Here is a 19,322-nt window from a genome sequence, read left to right on the forward strand (position 1 = left end):
GGGTGATTGGGGTCAAGAAAAGTGCCCGATTCGGACGAGTCGGGCACTTTTTTTACGCCTCGGACTACAGCTTTTTTGAATGTTTCCCACACCGAAACGCCACTGTTTTGCACCGTTGTCGGAAGCCTCCTATAGAAAAGAGCGAACGGGCTTATTTACCGCCGAAGCACAAGTGGCTGAAATATCAGGTAGTTATTTTCGGGACTTCTAGTCCGAGGCCATGGATTTCCAGGCAATGCCGGCATCCGCGAAGCTAGCGAGTCGATGCCATGAGTTTGCAGGGGAGCAGGGCGTTACCCGATCAAAAAAACTGGAAAGATCTGGGCCTGCCGGATATTCGCGATATTGACCCCGGCCTTCTGATTTCTGCGGTTAGAGAGCTGCCAGGTGAACTGAGTCTTAATGCAGCGTGGGAGCAGGTTGCCAGAGTCTTCGGACTTGATCATGGTCTTGATGCTGTTCTGATCGAAACGCCATATGTGCCGATTTTGGTGAAGCGCGAGCATTTGCTTCATACGGTGGAAAAGCGCCCGAATGCCCGTGAGCGGTTCACCGAATTTGCGCGAGATACCCTGACGAGGCCGTTAGAGATATGGCGGGTTTCCTACGATGACGCCTCGTTTCGACTCTCTTTCATCGGTGCTTACAACGCGAGATACCAAATGCTGGTGGTGGTTCATGTTGAGCGCGGCAACGTACTCTGGAATTTCATGAATTGTGACAAGAAAGGCTTGAACAAGCATCGGCATGGTGAGCTGTTGTATCGACGTTACCGGTAGCTCAAACGAAAAAGGGCAGCCTTCTCAGGCTGCCCTTCACATGAATGTTGCTTGATATTGTGCTCCCTCAAGCAGGGGAGAAGAGGTCTCACCCGAGCGCTGATTTTCAGGTCATCAACGGGGTTCCTAACGCCGACTATTGCCACCTGAAGGCAGTCGGTTTCGCGCTCTTGAGCCGGATTCTCTGCCACCGAGCATTGAGATGTCAACCTGGGTTTTGAGGATTTTCATTCGTATACGAATAACTCTATTGAAAATATTCATATCTGTACTACGCTCAGCTTGCGGACCTGCGAAGAAGGACAATCATGCCTACCTCATCCCCAGCCCTCCCCCCGCGTGAACAACTCGACGTCCCCGAAGCCGGGCGCGTCGCGCTGAAGTTCTTCTTCAACCTCATGGAACGCTGGGGCTGCAATGCCGAGCAGCAGCGCACGCTGCTGGGCGGCGTCGGCAACACCACGTTCTACAAGTACAAACACCTGCCGCGGAACATTCGCCTGCCACACGACACGCTGGAGCGTATCTCGTACCTGATGGGCATTCACAAGGCATTGAGCATCATCTTCAGCAACAGCCGCGAGCGCGCCTACACATGGGTCAGCAGCCCGAACACGGCGGCGCCATTCAATGGCCGGACCGCGCTGGATTACATGCTGGCGGGGAGGGTGGTCGATATCGCCGACGTGCGCCGCTACCTCGACGGGGTGCGCGGTTGAAGGCCCCGCCACTGGCCGATCCGCAATGGCCCAAGGCCTACCGGATCGTCAACAGCAGCTTCCCGCCGATTGCACTATTTGAAGACGTGCTCGACCCCGAAGACCTGGAAATCGCCTACGCGCTGGAAGCGCTGACCAACGATCGCCTGATCGAACAGGCCGGCGTTCTCGCCCGCGTGCGTCCCGAAGACCGGCTCTCCGGCCCCGGTTCAACCCCGGTGATGGCGGCGTTTACCCACATCGGCAAAAGCAGCCGCTTCACCGATGGCACCTTCGGCGTCTACTACGCCGCCAGCAGCCAGGCCGCGGCCATCGCCGAAACCTGCTATCACCAGGAACGTTTCCTCGCGGCCACCAACGAGGCGGATCTTGAGTTGACCATGCGTACTTACGTCAATCGTGTGGTTAAGCCGCTGCATGATGTTCGTGATGACTTTCCCGATTTGCATCAACCCGATCCAGACGCCTATGGCCCATCCCAGGCGTTTGCTCGACAACTGCGTGAGTCTGCATCCTGGGGACTGCTCTACAACAGTGTTCGCCTGCCGGGTCACGAATGTGTTGCTGCGTTCCGCCCGCCAGCGGTGTCGGTTCCGAAGCAGGGTAAGCATTTGCGTTATGTGTGGAGTGCGAGTCAGAGAAGGATTTCATTTGTGTTTGAGATCAGTCAGGTGTGAATCGCAAGAAGCCCTCGCTGTATGGCGAGGGCCTCTTATTGGTAGTTAACGTCAATGGCTTGCTGTTGGCGCATCCAGCACTTTCACCACATCGTCGATCAGCGCCTTGCTCAACTCCTGCAGATACTGAGAGGCATAAGAGTGAAGGTCAGGATCGCGAGAAACTGTGGAGTCGGTGGTCAGTAGCTTGGAGATGTGAAGCAAGTGTGAGGCGTGCGAGAGGGCGGCCATCACTGGAACACCACGATTGGTGCGGAACAGCGCTTGATTGGCCTGGAAGGAAAAGTGCGTAAGGCCTGGGGTTTTCAAATCGAGGTAGTCGGTCATATCGCTTCACCTGCCGTACGTAAGGCGTGGAGTGAGGTAACCGGTGTGGCAGCGCGGCGGATTACGGATGGATCGATGGCATTCATTTGTGAACTCCCTGTATCAAATGAGAGCCGCCATTTTTCGTTCTCAGGCGAAAGGGTGGCAGCTATGCGCAGGCTGAGAAACCGGAGATACAGGAACCCGGCAGACCCGAAAGTCTCCCACGCACAGCCGCCATTACACGTGAGTGCAGACACAAAAAAGCGCCGGCAATCGTGATTTTGGGCGCTGGTGCGCCTGTATCTTACGCGGGTTCTCAGGCCCGATCGCTGAATTGGCAGCGACGGGTTTGACGGTAGCTTGCGGATGACGGATGCGCAATCGTGGCCAGGTGGTGGCCGTTGCCATCTCTGTGTGGTGCAACACTTATGTTGCGAATGCAGCAAATATGTTGCACATTCGCTTTACCGAAACGGCGAGTGATGCACATGAAGTACAGCGAGTTTCGGCGATGGTTGAAAGCCCAAGGCGTTGAGTTTCAAACCGGCAAGGGCAGTCACTTCAAGGTTTCCTTGAATGGCAAATCAACTGTGTTTCCCGACCATGGAGCCAAGGAAATGGGCGAAGGGTTGAGAAAATCGATAATCAAACAGCTGGGCCTCAAGGATTGAGGCTCAGCTGTACCCCATGAGAGGAATCGTGATGTTCGAATATGCGTTGGAAGTTCACGAAGAGCCGGACAGTGTCTGGTTGTCCTGCGCAGAAATTCCTGAGATGCACGCCGTTGGCGACACCCTCGAGCAAGCGTTGGACACCGCCATTGATGCAATCGAGACGGCGCTCTCGATATACGTTGATGATCGCCGGTTGATTCCGACCGGGCAGGCAGGAGAACAGGCAAGTGGCGTCGTATTGCGTCTGCCTGCGCTGACTGCAGCAAAGGTTGCTCTGTGGAATACGCTTTTGGAGTCAGGTTTAAGCAAGGCCGAGTTGGCACGTCGTCTCGGCGTACAACGGCCCCAGGTCGATCGCTTGGTAGATTTTCTGCATCACTCCAAAATCGAGAATGTTGAGCGTGCGTTGCAGCAACTTGGAAGGCGGATTTCGCTTTCGGTTCAAGCTGCATAAGTTCAGCAAGCGAGCGTTGGAGAAAATAGCTGAAGGCGAAGAACAGGCATGGCAAATGAGCTAGAGCGATTTCAGACGGACGTGATGGAATCTGTACGTCAGATGAAGGCTGGAAAGACCCCGCGCGTAACGCTGCAGCCGCTCTCGGCGGCCACTGAAGAGCAAAGGAAGGCCGGGGTTTCTCAAAGCGTTTTCGCCGACCTAAGCACCGTGGTGACACGATCAAAATAGGTGGGGAAAAATAGAGTCAGACCACAGTCTCAGCTCAAAACGTGGTCTGTCCCTTATTTCCCTGCTTGGGTCTGTTCAGGGAGGACGTTGGCTCGTGCCTTGTCTTGACTGCGCAACCAGCGTTCGGCGTCCTCAAAGGTGTTCATGCAGGTTCTGCCATAAGCCGACAAGGCCAGTATGCTGCGTTGGGTGAGTTGAATGTCAGATGTGCACAGATCGATGAATAACGAGAGCGCGTTTCCGGCCTCCTCAAATGCTTCGCGGATTTCCAAGGCTTTTTTGCATGTGGACATCAGTTGACTCCCTGTTCCATGTTGTCAGGGGCGAGTTTATGCGCAAAACTCTGCGTCAAAATCAACTTCGCGTATCAACTTGTGACGGACCTTCAGCGCTCGCTTATTTGAATTTTGTCGGTGGGGGAGTTCGATATCTCAATTGCTGACAAGGTGCTGAATGGCATGTCTGCAGATTGTTGGCTTTGCTCTATGGGGAGGCCTTTTGCGCTGATGAAGTCAGGCGGTCTTGTGTGTTGCCGATCCATAGCAAAGATCTTTTAGATAGGGTGAGCGCTCATAACCTAAGGGTCAAAGTCATGATCACTCAGCCGTAGCGCTTTTTATATTCAAACGCCAGAAACAACAAAGCCCCTGCATTTCTGCAGGGGCTTCGTTTTGTATGGTGCCGGCACCAGGAGTCGAACCCGGGACCTACTGATTACAAGTCAGTTGCTCTACCAACTGAGCTATACCGGCGTGTGGGCGACGATTATAGCGATTGGGTTGGTTCTGTAAACCCCTGAATTCAGACTATTTTTACGCAGGCGCTGGATCAGGCTTGGCGTGAGCGGTGTCGCCGAGTTTTTAGCCGCAAAACCGAGGTGCTACGCGATCAAACCAGAATGAGCGTGAGGGCAGGATTTCTTCACCGTTCAAGCACCCATTTCACCCGTTTATGTCGTTTTGATTGGAAGCTTATGCACAACGGATGGGCGCTACGGCTGCATTGCAGGGGATTTTGTGGACACGTTCTCATTTTGTGCGCAAATCCCTGTTTTACGGGTTTTTTATCAATATGAACAAAAAATGACCAATGCTGTTTAAGCGGTCTAACAGCCGTGAATATTGGATCCACGGGAAAACCATCAACAGAGTTATCCACAGGCTGTAAAGATTTCAAGCGCGCTCGGCCAACAGTAGGAAATTACGCGGAGTCAGCGGTGCGTCGCAGAAGGTGCCGAGGCGTACGACGTATCCCTGTTCGGCGAGGAAAATGGCTCGATCAAGATTCAGCCAAAGCTCCAGCGGTCGTCGGAACAGTCCGCGCAGTAATTCCAGGTTGCGAACTTCGGCCAACCGCTGCCAACCGGCGGCTTCCAGTGCCTGCCAATCTGGCGCGCCGATTGTGGATAACTCTTTCAACGCTGCCAGGTCGCGGCAGTAATCGGCGAAGGATTTGTCCAGCCAGGCGCTGGGCAGGGACGGGGTGGGCAGGTATTTATCGACGCAGCGCACTTGCCGTTGCAGCAAATCGAAAGCCAGGCGTCGGGCCATGGAGGTGTCGCGCTGACGTCGGACTCTTGCACCGGCGGTGACGGTTTCGCTCATTGGCAGTGCCAGATCTTCGAGCGAGAGCTGTAGGGCGGATCGCAAGCCCGCTGAGGACAATGCCTGATACTCGCTGCGATCGATCCGGTTGTAACAGCACGGGGCAATGGCCATCTGCTGACATCCGGCCGCGCTCGCCAGTTGCATCAAGCGCACATGCAGATCGCCGCAGGCGTGCAGGGCGACCGGGGTGTGCTGAGCATTTATAACGCTCGCTGCGTCTGCCGCCAGTACATCCTGCTCGACATGCAGGGCGTGCAAATGACGGCGCTGACTTAATGCCTGACCACTGGCGACCAACGCCGGATCGTATTCGATACAAGTCAGTTGTTGCCCCGTACCCAACAGGCGTCGGCCCAGATGTCCCTTGCCGGAACACCAGTCCAGCCAGTGCGTCGGCTGCGAGGCAAAAGACAAGCGACTGGCGAACGCCTCGATCTGCTGCCACTTGCGCCCCGGCACATCGACATTCAATCGATGGCCTGGGGTTTCCAGCGCATGCTCCGGTAGCTCACCAACCGCGCTCAGCTCAATCGACAATGCCGCCAATGAAGCGAACGGCTCCGGGGCATCGACGAGATCGGCAGGATGGTTATGCGCCCGCTCTGCATCTTCCAGCGATCGTCCGCGTAGCCACTTGGACAATTCGGGGTAGTCGGTTTCCCATGGAAGCGAAAGATGGGTGAACGGACGAGGTTTCCACAGCGCCTGATGCTCAATCAGAAAAGCATCCAGCGCGGTGAAGCGGGCGAGTAGGGCCTCGCCCGTCAGCACGTGTGAAGTTTCAACGCCCTTGGCAGGCATCGACGCGCAGCCAGCGCTCCAGCAGCTTGAAGCCGCGCACCAGCACGTAGGACATCAGCAGATAGAACACGCCGGCGGCGAAGAAGATTTCCACCGGCAGGTAGGTGCGAGCAATGATCGTGCGGGCCATGCCGGTCAGTTCCAGCAGGGTCACGGTGCTCGCCAGCGCGCTGGCCTTGAGCATCAGGATCACTTCATTGCTGTAGGCCGGCAGGCCGATGCGCGCCGCTCGCGGCAGCATGATGTAGAACATCGCCTTGGGTTTGGACATGCCCAGCGCTCGCGCCGCTTCGATCTCGCCGGGTGGAATCGCCTGAATCGCGCCGCGCAGAATTTCGGCGATGTACGCCGCCGTGTGCAGGGTCATGGTCGCGGTAGTACACCAGAACGGATCGCGCAGGTAAGGCCACAGCGCGCTGTTACGCACTGCATCGAACTGCGCCAGGCCGTAATAGACGAGGAACAGTTGCACCAGCAACGGCGTGCCACGGAAAAAGAAGATGTAGGCATAGGGCAAGGCGCGCACATACCACAGCTTTGAGGAGCGGGCGATGCCCAGCGGAATGGCCAGCAACAGGCCGGCAATCACGGCAATCGCCACCAGCTCCAAGGTCAGGGTCGCGCCCTGCGCCAGTTTTGGCAGCCATTTGATGATCACTTCCCAGTTCATGAAGCGCTCCTCGCAAAGCCGCGAGCGGCGCGTTTTTCCAGGAAGTGCATGCCGGTCATCGCCAGCACGGTGAGGCCCAGGTACATGACCGCCGCCACCAGATAGAAGGTGAACGGTTGTTTCGACACGGTCACGCCGATCTGCGCGTGGCGCATGATTTCTTCCAGGCCGATCACCGAGACCAGCGCGGTGTCTTTCATCAGGATCATGAACAGATTGCCCAGGCCTGGCAGGGCGATGCGCCACATCTGCGGCATGATCAACTTGGTGAAGATCCGCCATTTCGACAGGCCCAGCGCCACACCCGCTTCACGATGGCCCTTGGGAATGGCAAGGATTGCGCCGCGGAACACTTCCGTGGCGTAGGCGCCGAAGCACAGGCCCAGCGCAATTACGCCAGCGGCGAAGGCGCTGAGTTGCAGGTCGGGGTTGCCGAAAAACTCACCGAGGCTGCGCATCAGGTTGACCGTACCGAAGTAGATCAACAGCACCCAGAGTAATTCCGGGACGCCACGCACCAGCGTCGAATAAGTGCCGCCAAGCCATTGCAGCGGCTTGTACGGGGAAGTCTTGGCCAAGGCGCCGAGCAGACCGAGCACCAGTCCCAGGCACAGGGCCGTCAGCGCCAGTTTGACGGTCATCAGCGCACCGGCGGCGAGGGCCGGGCCGAATCCGTAGAGGTCGATAATCATGGATTTCTTTTCAAATCGCGGCAGGCAAGGCCGGGAGCCGGCGCCGTCGGATCACGGTGCCGGTCCCGCAGGTCAGATCAATAGATGCTGAACGGGAAGTACTTGTCGTTGATCTTCTTGTAGGTACCGTCAGCGACGATTTCCTTCAGCGCGGCGTTCAGCTTCTCACGCAGCGGATCACCTTTACGCACCGCGATGCCGATCTTGTCGCTTTCCACGACCGCGTCGCCCTTGAACTCATAGTTCTTGCCGGCGTCGCTTTTCAGCCAGTCGTAGTTGGCGTACTTGTCGGCCAGGATGGCGTCGACACGACCGGAGGTCAGGTCCAGGTAGGCGTTTTCCTGGGTGTCGTAGAGTTTGACTTCGATATCGCTACCGTAGGTGTCCTCCAGCCAGGTACCGGCGAGCGTTGCGCGCTGGGTGCCAATGATCTTGCCTTTGAGCGAATCCTTGTCAGTTTTGAACTCTTTATCTTTTGGTGCGATGAACTGCAGCTTGTTCGAGTAGTACGGGTCAGTGAAATCCACCGCGCCCTTGCGCTCTTCGGTGATCGACAGCGAGGAGACCAGGAAGTCGAACTTCTTGGCGTTCAGCGCAGGAATGATGCCGTCCCAGTCGGAGGTAACCACGCTGCACTCGACTTTCATCTTGGCGCACAGGGCGTCGCCGATGTCTTTGTCGAAGCCGACCACGTTGCCGCTGGCGTCTTTGTTGTTGAACGGCGGGTACGCCGCTTCGATGCCCATCTTCAGGGTCTCGGCCATGGCTCCGGCGCTGAACGCGAGGGTGACGGCAGCGGCCAGGAAGACCTTTTTAAAATTCTGCATGCATGTTGCTCCGTTAGCGGTTGCTGGACATGAATTGTTTGCAGCGCGCCGAAAGCGGGTTTTCGAACACCTGCTGAGGCGATCCTTGCTCTTCCACCAGCCCCTGGTGGAGGAACACCACTTCGCTGGAGACCTGACGGGCAAAGCCCATTTCGTGGGTCACCAACAACATGGTGCGGCCTTCTTCGGCCAGTGCGCGGATGACACTAAGTACTTCCTGAACCATTTCCGGGTCAAGGGCGGAGGTGGGCTCGTCGAACAGAATCACCTTCGGCTGCATCGCCAGCGTGCGGGCGATCGCCGCGCGTTGTTGCTGACCGCCGGACAGTTGCGACGGATAGGCGTGGCGCTTGTCGGCGATGCCGACCTTGGCCAGCAGCGCTTCGGCGACTTCGATTGCCTCGGCCTTGCTCTGGCCGAGCACGCGGCGCGGGGCTTCGATGATGTTGTCGAGCACGCTCATGTGCGGCCACAGATTAAAGTTTTGAAATACAAAACCAATCTCGGAACGCAGACGGTTGATCTGTTTGCCATCAGCGGCAACCAGTTCGCCATTCTTGGCGGGCTTGAGCTTGAGTTCCTCACCGGCCACCAGAATCTGGCCCTGGTGCGGGTTTTCCAACAGGTTGATGCAACGCAGGAACGTGGACTTGCCGGAACCGGAGGAACCGAGGATCGAGATCACATCGCCGTCGCGGGCGGTCAGCGAGATACCTTTGAGCACCTCAAGCTGTCCGTAGCGTTTGTGCAAGTTGCGGATTTCAAGCGCGGGCGTGGCCTCAGCCATGTGCGTTCCTCATATATGTTGCGCTCCTGCTGTTGGCGGGCCTTCCTGGCGAGGCGGCCAAGCTAGCATAGCGTTTCAATGGCAGCCAACAGCGCTACGAGCGGTAAGCGGATGGCGTGTGGCAGGTTGTCGCATCGGCACAGCAGACTGTCGCCACATCAACAACCGAACGGGTGTTTGAACGTGCAAACCCGTGGGTGTTGCGTAAAAAAAGGCGCGATGGTGCCAGCTTTGGCGGGGTGTTGGAAGCGCTATCCGGCCGAACGTTCCTGAATCGCCCTTTTATTGTGCATCCCACACTTTTTCAGTGTGTTTCTGGTGCGCTGAATCGTCTGAAAAGTGAGTCGCAGGGTAACGCTCTGGCGAATTGCCATTCATTCCAATGACTTGCGATGACTGTCCGGTCTCGCTGAAAACCGCGGCCCAGAAGAGTTTGAAACATTTTGGCGCATTTATTGCGTGCAGAATCTGGAACGCCCTGTTGGTTTCTTTTTACGAGAAGGAAAACCAGACAGGACGGACGCAATCGCTTTCCTCGCAAAGGTAGTTCCGATGAGCAGTACCCCAAGCTCCAATGGCCTCGAACAGGGGCTCAAACCGCGTCATGTGACCATGTTGTCGATCGCCGGTGTTATCGGCGCAGGTCTGTTCGTTGGCTCCGGCCACGCGATCGCTGCCGCCGGCCCTGCCGTGCTGCTGGCCTACGCCGCCGCCGGTACCCTGGTGGTGCTGGTGATGCGCATGCTCGGTGAGATGGCTGTCGCCTCGCCCGACACCGGCTCGTTCTCGACATACGCCGACCGCGCCATCGGGCACTGGGCCGGTTTCACCATCGGCTGGTTGTACTGGTGGTTCTGGGTATTGGTGATTCCGTTGGAAGCCAACGCCGCCGCGACCATCCTCCATGCCTGGTTCCCGGGGATCGAGATCTGGGCGTTTGCACTGATCATCACCATGCTGCTGACGGTCACCAATCTGTTCAGCGTGAAAAACTACGGTGAATTCGAATTCTGGTTTGCCTTGATCAAAGTCCTGGCGATCATCGGCTTCATCGCGCTGGGTCTTGCGGCCGTTTTCGGCTTCCTGCCGAACAGCCAGGTCAGCGGTGTTTCGCACCTGTTTGATTCCGGCGGCTTCCTGCCAAACGGCATGGGCGCGGTGCTGGGTGCAATCCTGACCACCATGTTCTCGTTCATGGGTACCGAAATCGTGACCATCGCGGCTGCGGAATCGAAGAACCCGGGCAAGCAGATTTCCAAGGCCACCAACTCGGTGATCTGGCGGATCGGCCTGTTCTACCTCGTATCGATCTTCATCGTTGTGGCCCTGGTACCGTGGAACGATCCTACGCTGGCCAACCTCGGTTCCTACCAGACCGTGCTTGAGCGCATGGGCATTCCGAACGCGAAAATGATCGTCGACATCGTAGTGCTGGTCGCGGTCACCAGTTGCCTGAACTCGGCGCTGTACACCTCGTCGCGCATGCTGTTCTCCCTCGGCAAGCGCGGTGATGCACCGGCGATGTCGACTCGGGTCAACAAAAGCGGTACGCCTTACTGGGCCGTCATGCTGTCGACCGGCGCGGCGTTCCTCTGCACCTTCGCCAACTATGTGGCCCCGGCTGCCGTGTTCGAATTCCTGCTGGCCAGCTCCGGCGCCATCGCGCTGCTGGTGTACCTGGTAATCGCGTTCTCGCAACTGCGCATGCGTAAACAACGCATGGCCCGCGGCGAGAAAATCGTCTTCAGCATGTGGCTGTTCCCGGGCCTGACCTACGCGGTGATCATCTTCATCGTCGCCGCCCTGACCATCATGCTGTTCCAGGAAGCCCATCGCGTGGAAATCCTCGCAACCGGCCTGCTGAGCCTCATGGTCGTTGCCGCCGGCCTGCTGGTGGCACGCCGTCGCAAGCTGGAAAACCGTGGTGCGGTGGTGTTGAACTGATCCGCAACGCGTAATGCAAAACGGCCGCTGTCAGTGATGACGAGCGGCCGTTTTTGTTTGTGCGCGGGGTTTATTCGCCCTTGTCTTCCTGGGTGTCCAGCGACTTGCCGTAAGTATCCAGCGCAACCCCGAAATCGGTGATGAACTGTGGCTCGGTCAGCCAGGCCTGGGCGGTTTCGATGTCCATGCCGTCGGCCCACATGCGGTAGTCGATCAGCATGTCGGCGGCCAGGTGAGTGGCGGCCATGCCTTCGTTCTCGGCATTTTCCATATCCAGCAGCTCTGGATGGTCAACGATGATGAACGCCAGTTCGCGCAGCAGGGTCAGCAGCATTTCGTTGCGGCTGACGGCTTCGGCTTCGCGCATTTTGCTGAACATCGCCAGGGTGTATTCCGGGATCGGCTCGTCCAGATGCCCGAGGCTGTCGTCCTGGTCCAGCGGCTTACGGCCGACCATGCGGATGTGTTTGGCTTTGGCCTTGGCGCGTTTGGCGCGTTTCTGTTGCTTGTTCAGAGATGCCATGGGAACTCAGTTCTTCTGTTGGGTTTGTGCGGCGATCGCGTCGGACGCCGCCACATAGTCGGCCTGGAAGGGCGGGGATTCGATCCACGCCAGGGCGCCGGCTTCGTCAGTTTCTTTTGACCACTGGCGATACTCGATCAGCGCGGCGAGGATGAAATCCATCGCGCCTTCTTCGCCTTCCTGCTCGTAAACCAGCCCCAGCAAAGGGTCTTCGAGGAACGCGGTGCACATGGCTTGCTGGCTGATCTTCTCGGCGTCGATCATTTTCTTGAACAGCTCGGTCAGGTCCACCGACTCGAAGTCGATACGGTCATCGTTCGGGTCGAGTTCGACCAGCGCCTCGGCGCGTTTGCTGCGGTTTTGCTTGGCCTTGGTCTTGGCCCGGGCGGCGCGTTTTTGCTGCTTGTTGGCGGAGGCCATGGTGTGTTCCGTCGTGCGTTGAAAGGGCTCAGCTGCGTGGCACTGGCCGCCCGGGTGTGTCGGGGGCCAACTCGCCGGTTTGCAGCCAGGTCAGAGCAATGGGCCATAGTGTGGCTTGGTATGCGCTGCGAAAAAAGGCGAAATGTCCGACTTGTTGTTCGCCGATGTCCTGCGGCGCGATGCGCAAGTGGGTTTTGTGCGCATGACTGAAGTAGCCGAGCAGGCGTTCGATGGCCGGGATCGTGCCGTAAGGGTCGTCGCTGATGCTGATCGCCAAGGTCTTTGCGCGGACATTGGCGAAGGGCAGGCGACCGCTTTGCTGCAGTAGCCTGCGGCAGCTCGGGCGTTGTTCATAACGCGATGCGGGCGTGCTCCAGTCGCGTACGACGCCCGCTGGCGTGTCCTCCAGCCAGCCGAGGCGTTTGCCCGGGAAATAGCCACAGAGCCGCGTCAGCAGCGGCATCAGCAAATGCCATTTACCAAACATGCGCCAGCGCTGTGCCGGCGCATAGTCGCGCCAGTAAGCGAACTGCGCGCCGACTGTCACCAGTCGACGAATGACCTGCCCGGACTTGCCAAGTCCCGCCGCGCAACCGCCGAAACTGTGGCCGACCACATCGATGGGCTGGCCGGGGAATTCCCGTTGAGCGCGCTTGAGCATCGCTTCGAAATCCAGCGCGCCCCAATCGGTCCATGTAGCCTCAAGGTCTTTCAGGGTTGCCGGACGCGATTCGCCGATGCCGCGGTAGTCGTAGGTGATCACGTCGAAGCCGTTGGCGAACAGGTAATCGGCGAAGCGCGTGTAGTGTCGGCAGCGTACCGAGGTGGCAGCGTTGATGATGACTACCGGGCGTTGCGCATCGGGCAGGGCGTGACGCCAGGTGAAACCGCCGAGCACAAAGCCATCGGCGGCAACGTCCTTGAAGGCCTCACCTTGTTCGCCAGTCAAAACCGATGACGTTGACTGTTTGTCTTGCGTTGCTGGCGCATCCTGACAGCTCATCGCTTTCGACCCTTTCGCGGAGCTGTCAACAATAGCCTTCGCGCCACACGGGAACAATCCGCCGTTTCTATTCAGCGGATTGCAGGAGCAGGCGGTCTTCGATCAGAGCCTGTTCCCGATTGAGTTCGGCGCGCAGCTCTTCCTCACTCGGCAGTATGGTTTTGTAACTGCTGGCGAACAGTTGCTCATTGCCCTTGAGCATTGAGTAACGCGCGACCGAGTCATTGCTCTCTGCACACAGAATGATCCCGACTGTCGGCTTGTCGCCTTCGCTGCGCTTGAGTTCGTCGTACATGCGCACGTACATGTCCATTTGTCCGACGTCGCGAGCGCTGAGCTTGCCGCGCTTGAGGTCAATGATCACGAAGCATTTGAGTACGTAGTTGTAGAACACCAGGTCGATGTACAGATCGTCACCATCGGTGCTGATGCGTTGTTGTCGAGCGACAAAGGAAAAGCCTTTGCCAAGTTCCAGGAGAAAGCCCTGCAGGTGGTCGATGAGAGCCTGTTCGAGACGACTCTCCCTGACTTTGCCAGCCGACGGTAGCCCAAGGAATTCAAGCATGACGGGATCACGTATGAACTCGCGCGGATGGGGTTTCATGGCTGCAATGTTGGTGGTGGCTTCTTCGATCACATCGGCCTTGTCCCGACTCATCAACAGTCGCTCGTAGTAGAGCGTATTGATCTGGCGATCAAGGGCGCGGCTGGACCAGTTCAGGTTGGCAGATTCTTCCATGTACCAATGACGAGCCTTGTCACTGGTGACGCCCAAAAGCCGCCGATAGTGTGTCCAACTCAATTCGGAACGCACTGCGTTCCAAATGGGAAACAACTGATAAAAACTCCGCATATAGCGCAGATTTCGATCATCAAACCCCCTCCCGAACTGCGCCGTCAGATCCTTTGCCAACAAGGCCAGCAACCGCTTGCCATACCCCGCCCGCTGCGCCCCTTGCTGTTCAAACTCGACAATATGCCGGCCGATCTGCCAACAGGTCTGGACTTGAATCGTATCAACCGCACGCAGCACTTTTTGCCGCGCCTGGCGGATCAGTTCGCCCAACTCTCCCAGCAATGAATCGATTTTCGGGTCTTGCGCATCATCAGGTTTTAACGGGTTCATCGAGTCTTCCGCATCATTGGAAACAGACGCAAAAGCATGCCGGGATTCACCGCTCGGCGATGTCGGGCGAGCCTGTGAAGTCAGCAGGAAGGCGGGATGGGTAGTGCAGGACGTTGCCGGCAAAAGGCGTATTGATAGCAATGGTCTGTAGTCCATTTCGTACATGCGCCAAGTACCAATCAATCTAAAACAAGCCTTGCGGTGCCAAATCTAAAAAAGGGTAACGATTGGGTTCTTCAGAACCCGGGAGTCGCCATCATGAAAAACATTCGTTCATTCATGCTGCCGCTCGCTGCTGTCGGTTGGCTGCTGTTGCCTGGCATGTCCCAGGCCGCCAACCTGGAACCGGTCGACAGTGCCGGCGTGCAAGTCCAGCAACAACAGCAAAACGGCATCAACTACCTGTCCGGCGGGATTGGCCTGGACGAGTCAAAAGCCATTCAGCAAACCCCCGGCTACAACCTGCACATGACGTTCGCGGTGGGCGCGCAAGACCAGTACACCGCTGATGTCGATGTGGTGATTCAAAAGTCGCCGGGGCAAACCGTGCTGACTCTCACCCAAACGGGGCCGCTGGTGTACGTGCAACTGCCACCCGGTAAGTACACCGTGGTCGCCACGCGCAATGGCGAAACACGGCGTGACGTGACAGACGTTGGCAGCGGCACTGCACGCAATCTGGTGTTCCACTGGAATGACGCTGGATAACCTCGGGTGCATTGAGGAATCGAGGCGCGGGTATCCCGCGCCTTCCTTTATCCCCGCGTACGCTTGGCCTGCTGCTTGTCACTGGGCTCTTGCGCCATTCGGTGAATCCACAATCCGATCCAGCCCACGGCTATGAGAAACAGGGTGCCAACGCACTGCGACACGATCTCGAACCAGAACATTCGGGGTTGCAGCGCGAGGGTGTAGGTATGGCGTGGGCCCGATCGGTTCCAGGTGGTGATGGAGCCGCTGATCAAGCTGTGGATGATCAGATAAGTCGACGCGGCGATGAGGAAGGCGATCAGTACGCCGACCAGCACCGTCAGCCAGAATGCCACCCGGCTCTGGCGATAGGGTGGCGGATGGGGCAGGGGCACGCGGGTTCTTTTCTGGTTCATCGAGCGGATGACCCTCTTCCTTAAGGTGCGGCCAAAGTAGCGCGGATCGCCTTTGTTCGAAACCCGTCGCGCATTTGCGCAGCCCAGAAAAAAGACTGGATTGAGCCGCCATCAAATCGCAGGCATAAAAAAACCCTGAATCTTGCGATTCAGGGTTTTCGGTATTTGGTGCCCAGAGACGGAATCGAACCGCCGACACGGGGATTTTCAATCCCCTGCTCTACCGACTGAGCTATCTGGGCAACGGGGCGCATTAAAAGGGTTTTTCGGATTTACGTCAACGACTTTTTTAAAATTTCTTAAATTAATTCCGTCGCTTACGATCCGCCCCCCGATTTTGCATGTTTACTCTGCAGGCGGAACGTAGCCTTCGGCCTTGGCGTATTCCTCGCCGGAGAAGTACTTGTCCATTTCGCCCTGCAGATATTTGCGGTCTTCGGCGTTCATCATGTTCAGACGCTTTTCGTTGATCAGCAGGGTCTGGTGTTTCTGCCAGTCAGCCCAGGCTTTGGCCGAGACGTGGTCAAAAATATCCTGACCTTTGGCGCCCGGGAAAGGAGCGCGTTCCAGCGCGGGCAGTTCTTCTTTGTACTTGCGGCACATGATGGTGCGGGTCATGACGACTCTCCTGCGTTCAATACGGCGGCCGCGCGTTCGAGCAAGGTTTTGACCGGGGCGGCAAGGCCCAGGCGCGGCGGGGTGGCGAGGTTATACCAGAGCCAGTCGGCCTCGGCCACGTGCTGACCGGCCTCCTGCACCTGAACCAGCCAGGGTTCGATGGACAGCTGGAAATGGCTGAAGGTGTGGATGAGGCTTGGCAGCGCCTGCTGCTCGCCCATGGTCAGCGAGTGCTGGTCGGCCAGATGTTGCAGGTCGTCGAGATCGTCGAGTTCCGGCAGGCTCCATAAACCGCCCCAAAGCCCCGTGGACGGGCGGCGATAAAGCAGAATCGCGCCTTCGCCGTTGGCCAGCAGCGGCATCAGCGTGCGTTTTTGCGGGATGGCCTTGCGCGGCTTGGGGATCGGGTAGCGCGTCTCCAGGCCGAGCATGTGCGCCTCGCAGCCCTTTTCCAGCGGGCACAGAAGGCAGCTCGGTTTGCTGCGCGTACACAGCGTGGCACCGAGATCCATCATCGCCTGGGTGTAGGCGTTGACCCGATCGTGCGGCGTGAAACGCTCTGCGTTGGCCCACAGCTGTTTGGCGACCTTCGGTTCACCCGGGTAACCCTCCTGCGCGGTAAAACGCGCCAGAACGCGTTTGACGTTGCCGTCGAGGATCGGCGCGCGCAGGCCCATGCTGATGCTGGCGATGGCGCCGGCGGTGGACAGGCCGATCCCCGGCAAATCCGTCAGCTTTTCGACGTCTCGCGGAAATTCGCCGCCGTACTGGCTGACGACGATCTTTGCGGTCTTCTGCAGGTTGCGTGCGCGGGTGTAGTAACCGAGCCCGGTCCACAGGTGCAGCACTTCGTCCTCCGGCGCTTCGGCCAGCGCTTGCACCGTTGGCAGCGCGGCCATGAAGCGGTCGAAGTAATTGAGCACGGTGCTGACCTGGGTCTGCTGCAACATGATCTCCGACACCCACACCCGATACGGATTGATGTCTTGCTGCCAAGGCAAATCGTGGCGGCCGTGGCGGTCGAACCATTCCAGCACCGCCGTGGAAAACTGCTCCGCTGTCATCGCTTGAACAGCCCCTTCAATGCGTTTTTCAATTCCGGGCTGACCTTGTCGCCAAGTTTTTCATCGATCTTCTCGCTGAGTTTGTCACCGGCCATTTTGGTCGCGACCTGGCCGAGACGTTCGTTGTCCACACGGCAGGCCTTGGCGCCCAGCTCCAGAGGGCCACGGCAACGCAGCGGCCACTCGATGCCGACGAATTTCTCGCCGACCTGGCAAGCCGGATCCGGCATTGCGCTAGTGTCGCCTTCGACGATGATGCCGACGCGGTAATCCATGCCCAGCACCCGCAGGTCGATGTCGCCATCGCCGTTGACGGTCATGCCGGGGATGCGCACTTTCAGGTCCGGGTTGCTGGCGATACCGTTGCGGAAGGTCAGGTTGCCCTTGAGTTCCTGGAACGGCGTGTCCTTGCCCCGTGGCTCGCCGCTGAGGGTTTTGCGGTTGAGGGTGGCGATGCCTTTGCACAGTTGCTGTTCAAGGTTGGCGTTGAGCAGCACGCCGTTGTTGATCACGAAACTGGCGTTGCCGTTGAGGGTTTCGATCAGCGCCTGCTGGCTGTTGCCGCTGCCGGTGAGGCTGCTGGTCAGTGTGACCAGGCCTTTGACCGGCGGATTCTTGCCCTGGCTTTCGAGGATTTTCTCGGCCGGCACGCGGTTGATTCTGGTCTGCAGGTTCAGCACCGGCGCACTTGGGCGTACGTCGAGGGTGCCCTTGGCTTCGAAGTCGCCGTTGTAAAGGCCGCCACGCAGATTCTCCAACGTCAGCAGGCCGCCCTGGCCGGTGGCTTTGAGCGCGGCGTTCTGAATCGGCAGTTTGTCGAGGGTCAGCTGGCCGAAGGTCAGGTCGGCATCGACGTCGAGTTTGGCCAGACGCTCGACCGGCAGCAGACGCTCGGTGCTCCAGGCGCTTTTGCTTGGTTTGTCCGGCAACGGTGTGCTGCCGGCGCCGGCCATGGCATCAGCTTCGGTGCTGGCGACTTCGGCCTGACGCACTTGCGTGGCGTTTTTGGCTTTTTCCGATTTCGGCGGCAGGTAGCGGTCGACGTCGAACGTGTCAGCCTTGAGGATCGCCCGCAGCGACTGCTTGGCGAAATCTTCCACGGCAATGCGCCCGCTGAAGCTGCTGTCGTCGAGTTTCAGGTTGATGTTGTCGAAGGCGACGCTGGTTGGCGTGGCGGCCACGCGGCTGACCAGTTCGACCTTGCTCAAGCTGCCGGGCGCCATGGCGGGCAACGTCTGGCCGATGCTCTCGACAAATTTCGCCAGATCGAACTGGGCGATCGAGATTCCGCCAGTGATCTGCGGGGTCTTGTCGAGGTCGTTGGCTTTCAGCTCACCGAGGGCACGCAACTGGTTGGCGGAGATCTTGATCCCGGTCCATTCGGCGACGTTCGCCGCCTTGTCCAGGGAAATCTGCCCTTGGGCGGAGAAGGTCATGGCCTTGCCCTGTAGTGGGTCGCCGGTCAGTTCGCCGGACAGTTTCATGTCTTCGAACTTGTAACGTTGCAGGGCGCGTTCGATGCGCAGCTCGCCGTTGAGCTCGGTGCGCACCCGCAGCACAGGCTGATTGGTGCTGAGGAACGCCGTGGCTTTCAGCGGAATGTTGGTCGAATCGTGTACCGCACCGGTGCTCAGCTGGATGCTTTCGGCACTGTACTGCTTGCCGGTTTGCTCGTCGGTGTATTCAACACGGGCGTTGTTGACGGTCAGGCTGTCGATGTCGAGGCGGATCGGCTGCGGTGGTTTTTCCGGCTGGGCGGCCTCTGCAACAGGCGGGCTGGCAGGCGTCGGGCTGCCGGCAGGCGTGGCGGGAGGTGGCAGCTTGCCGATGTCTTCCCAGTTGCCGTGGCCGTTCTTGTCGCGTTTGAGGCGCAGGTTCAGGCCTTCGACGCGCACATCGCTCATCTGCACTTCGCGGCGCAACAGCGGCAGCACGCGCACGGACAGGCCGAGCATCTGCAGGTCGGCATACGGTTCGGTCGGGTTGATCAGGGTGGCGATGCTGGCCTCATGCAGTTCCAGGCCGAGCCACGGGAACAGGCTCCAGCCGATATCGCCATTGAGCGTCAGCTCGATGTGGGCCTTGTCGCGGGCTATCTGGCGAATCTCGTCTTTGTAGTCGTTGGGATCAAACAGGTGGGTCAGGGCGAAGCCCGCCGCCACAATGATCAGCAACAGCCCGAGAAGTACCAGACCCAGGATTTTGCCGAACGCTTTCATGGGCGAGTCCTTGTAGTTAGTCGAATTCGTAATTTAGCCGGGGAGTATAGCGCTGCATCCGCCCGGTTCGGG

Annotated in this window: 22 protein-coding genes and 2 tRNA genes; 7 read left to right on the plus strand and 17 right to left on the minus strand. The window is 58.4% G+C overall.

Annotated features, from left to right (window positions below):
- Positions 1–269: 269 nt before the first annotated feature.
- The 3 genes from CRO59_RS28655 to CRO59_RS08690 all read left to right on the plus strand — a co-directional run bounded on the left by CRO59_RS28655 (position 270) and on the right by CRO59_RS08690 (position 2,175).
- On the plus strand, positions 270–779 hold the full coding sequence (locus CRO59_RS28655) for a PBECR2 nuclease fold domain-containing protein (protein WP_159988108.1): 510 nt from the start codon (positions 270–272) through the stop codon (positions 777–779).
- 308 nt (positions 780–1,087) lie between these two features.
- Complete coding sequence (locus CRO59_RS08685) at positions 1,088–1,498, plus strand: MbcA/ParS/Xre antitoxin family protein (protein WP_097086932.1); 411 nt, start codon at positions 1,088–1,090, stop codon at positions 1,496–1,498.
- Positions 1,495–2,175 carry an RES family NAD+ phosphorylase gene (locus CRO59_RS08690; RefSeq protein ID WP_097086934.1) on the plus strand — a complete coding sequence of 227 codons (681 nt, stop codon included), beginning with the start codon at positions 1,495–1,497 and terminating at the stop codon, positions 2,173–2,175. Before CRO59_RS08685 ends, CRO59_RS08690 begins: the two co-directional genes overlap by 4 nt.
- Before the next feature lie 51 nt (positions 2,176–2,226).
- On the opposite strand, the gene CRO59_RS08695 is transcribed toward CRO59_RS08690, so the two are convergent.
- On the minus strand, positions 2,227–2,502 hold the full coding sequence (locus CRO59_RS08695; RefSeq protein ID WP_096796706.1) for a DUF3077 domain-containing protein: 276 nt from the start codon (positions 2,500–2,502) through the stop codon (positions 2,227–2,229).
- 470 nt (positions 2,503–2,972) lie between these two features.
- Between CRO59_RS08695 and CRO59_RS08700 the strand changes: the two genes are divergently transcribed.
- Both CRO59_RS08700 and CRO59_RS08705 read left to right on the plus strand, forming a co-directional pair.
- Complete coding sequence (locus tag CRO59_RS08700) at positions 2,973–3,155, plus strand: type II toxin-antitoxin system HicA family toxin (protein WP_041071532.1); 183 nt, start codon at positions 2,973–2,975, stop codon at positions 3,153–3,155.
- 31 nt (positions 3,156–3,186) lie between these two features.
- Positions 3,187–3,612, plus strand: coding sequence for a type II toxin-antitoxin system HicB family antitoxin (locus CRO59_RS08705; RefSeq protein WP_096796733.1), 426 nt, complete (start codon positions 3,187–3,189; stop codon positions 3,610–3,612).
- 284 nt (positions 3,613–3,896) lie between these two features.
- On the opposite strand, the gene CRO59_RS08715 is transcribed toward CRO59_RS08705, so the two are convergent.
- The 7 genes from CRO59_RS08715 to CRO59_RS08745 form a co-directional block, all read right to left on the minus strand.
- The gene (locus CRO59_RS08715) at positions 3,897–4,136 is read right to left on the minus strand and encodes a hypothetical protein (protein ID WP_027611240.1); all 240 of its coding nucleotides are present in this window, start codon (positions 4,134–4,136) and stop codon (positions 3,897–3,899) included.
- Positions 4,137–4,519: 383 nt separating this feature from the next.
- Positions 4,520–4,595: transfer RNA gene (locus CRO59_RS08720), tRNA-Thr, on the minus strand.
- A gap of 420 nt (positions 4,596–5,015) precedes the next feature.
- A complete protein-coding gene (locus tag CRO59_RS08725) occupies positions 5,016–6,251 on the minus strand; it encodes a methyltransferase (RefSeq protein ID WP_097086938.1) in 1,236 nt (411 codons plus the stop codon).
- A complete protein-coding gene (locus tag CRO59_RS08730; RefSeq protein ID WP_007961692.1) occupies positions 6,232–6,921 on the minus strand; it encodes an ABC transporter permease in 690 nt (229 codons plus the stop codon). Before CRO59_RS08730 ends, CRO59_RS08725 begins: the two co-directional genes overlap by 20 nt.
- Positions 6,918–7,613 carry an ABC transporter permease gene (locus tag CRO59_RS08735; RefSeq protein ID WP_007961693.1) on the minus strand — a complete coding sequence of 232 codons (696 nt, stop codon included), beginning with the start codon at positions 7,611–7,613 and terminating at the stop codon, positions 6,918–6,920. Before CRO59_RS08735 ends, CRO59_RS08730 begins: the two co-directional genes overlap by 4 nt.
- Positions 7,614–7,690: 77 nt before the next feature.
- A complete protein-coding gene (locus tag CRO59_RS08740) occupies positions 7,691–8,440 on the minus strand; it encodes an ABC transporter substrate-binding protein (RefSeq protein ID WP_095137950.1) in 750 nt (249 codons plus the stop codon).
- Between the two features lie 13 nt (positions 8,441–8,453).
- Entirely contained in the window at positions 8,454–9,227 is a 774-nt protein-coding gene (locus tag CRO59_RS08745) for an ABC transporter ATP-binding protein (RefSeq protein WP_041071351.1), read from the minus strand.
- A 552-nt stretch (positions 9,228–9,779) separates the two neighbouring features.
- Between CRO59_RS08745 and gabP the strand changes: the two genes are divergently transcribed.
- Positions 9,780–11,171, plus strand: a complete 1,392-nt coding sequence (gene gabP, locus CRO59_RS08750; protein ID WP_027611243.1) for a GABA permease — start codon at positions 9,780–9,782, stop codon at positions 11,169–11,171.
- Between the two features lie 70 nt (positions 11,172–11,241).
- Here gabP and CRO59_RS08755 read toward each other — a convergent pair whose 3' ends face one another.
- The 4 genes from CRO59_RS08755 to CRO59_RS08770 form a co-directional block, all read right to left on the minus strand.
- Positions 11,242–11,694, minus strand: a complete 453-nt coding sequence (locus tag CRO59_RS08755; protein WP_097086941.1) for a hypothetical protein — start codon at positions 11,692–11,694, stop codon at positions 11,242–11,244.
- A gap of 6 nt (positions 11,695–11,700) precedes the next feature.
- On the minus strand, positions 11,701–12,114 hold the full coding sequence (locus CRO59_RS08760; protein ID WP_097086943.1) for a hypothetical protein: 414 nt from the start codon (positions 12,112–12,114) through the stop codon (positions 11,701–11,703).
- A gap of 28 nt (positions 12,115–12,142) precedes the next feature.
- Positions 12,143–13,117 (minus strand): alpha/beta fold hydrolase, encoded by a 975-nt coding sequence (locus CRO59_RS08765; protein WP_097086945.1) that lies wholly within the window; start codon positions 13,115–13,117, stop codon positions 12,143–12,145.
- 67 nt (positions 13,118–13,184) lie between these two features.
- Positions 13,185–14,243 carry a YhcG family protein gene (locus CRO59_RS08770; RefSeq protein WP_097086947.1) on the minus strand — a complete coding sequence of 353 codons (1,059 nt, stop codon included), beginning with the start codon at positions 14,241–14,243 and terminating at the stop codon, positions 13,185–13,187.
- A gap of 258 nt (positions 14,244–14,501) precedes the next feature.
- On the opposite strand from CRO59_RS08770, the gene CRO59_RS08775 reads away from it, so the two are divergent.
- Positions 14,502–14,951, plus strand: coding sequence for a hypothetical protein (locus CRO59_RS08775; RefSeq protein ID WP_027611248.1), 450 nt, complete (start codon positions 14,502–14,504; stop codon positions 14,949–14,951).
- A 47-nt stretch (positions 14,952–14,998) separates the two neighbouring features.
- On the opposite strand, the gene CRO59_RS08780 is transcribed toward CRO59_RS08775, so the two are convergent.
- From CRO59_RS08780 to CRO59_RS08800, 5 genes are all read right to left on the minus strand, one after another.
- On the minus strand, positions 14,999–15,349 hold the full coding sequence (locus CRO59_RS08780) for a hypothetical protein (RefSeq protein ID WP_097086949.1): 351 nt from the start codon (positions 15,347–15,349) through the stop codon (positions 14,999–15,001).
- 166 nt (positions 15,350–15,515) lie between these two features.
- Positions 15,516–15,591 (minus strand) — tRNA-Phe (locus CRO59_RS08785).
- A gap of 103 nt (positions 15,592–15,694) precedes the next feature.
- A complete protein-coding gene (locus tag CRO59_RS08790; protein ID WP_008024947.1) occupies positions 15,695–15,967 on the minus strand; it encodes an oxidative damage protection protein in 273 nt (90 codons plus the stop codon).
- Positions 15,964–17,031, minus strand: a complete 1,068-nt coding sequence (gene mutY / locus CRO59_RS08795) for an A/G-specific adenine glycosylase (RefSeq protein ID WP_027611250.1) — start codon at positions 17,029–17,031, stop codon at positions 15,964–15,966. Before mutY ends, CRO59_RS08790 begins: the two co-directional genes overlap by 4 nt.
- Entirely contained in the window at positions 17,028–19,250 is a 2,223-nt protein-coding gene (locus tag CRO59_RS08800) for an AsmA family protein (protein ID WP_097086951.1), read from the minus strand. The genes mutY and CRO59_RS08800 overlap by 4 nt, the downstream gene beginning before the upstream one ends.
- Positions 19,251–19,322 lie beyond the last annotated feature (72 nt).

This window comes from Pseudomonas sp. LAMO17WK12:I5, assembly GCF_900215165.1.
Classification (GTDB): Bacteria; Pseudomonadota; Gammaproteobacteria; order Pseudomonadales; family Pseudomonadaceae; genus Aquipseudomonas; species Aquipseudomonas putida_A.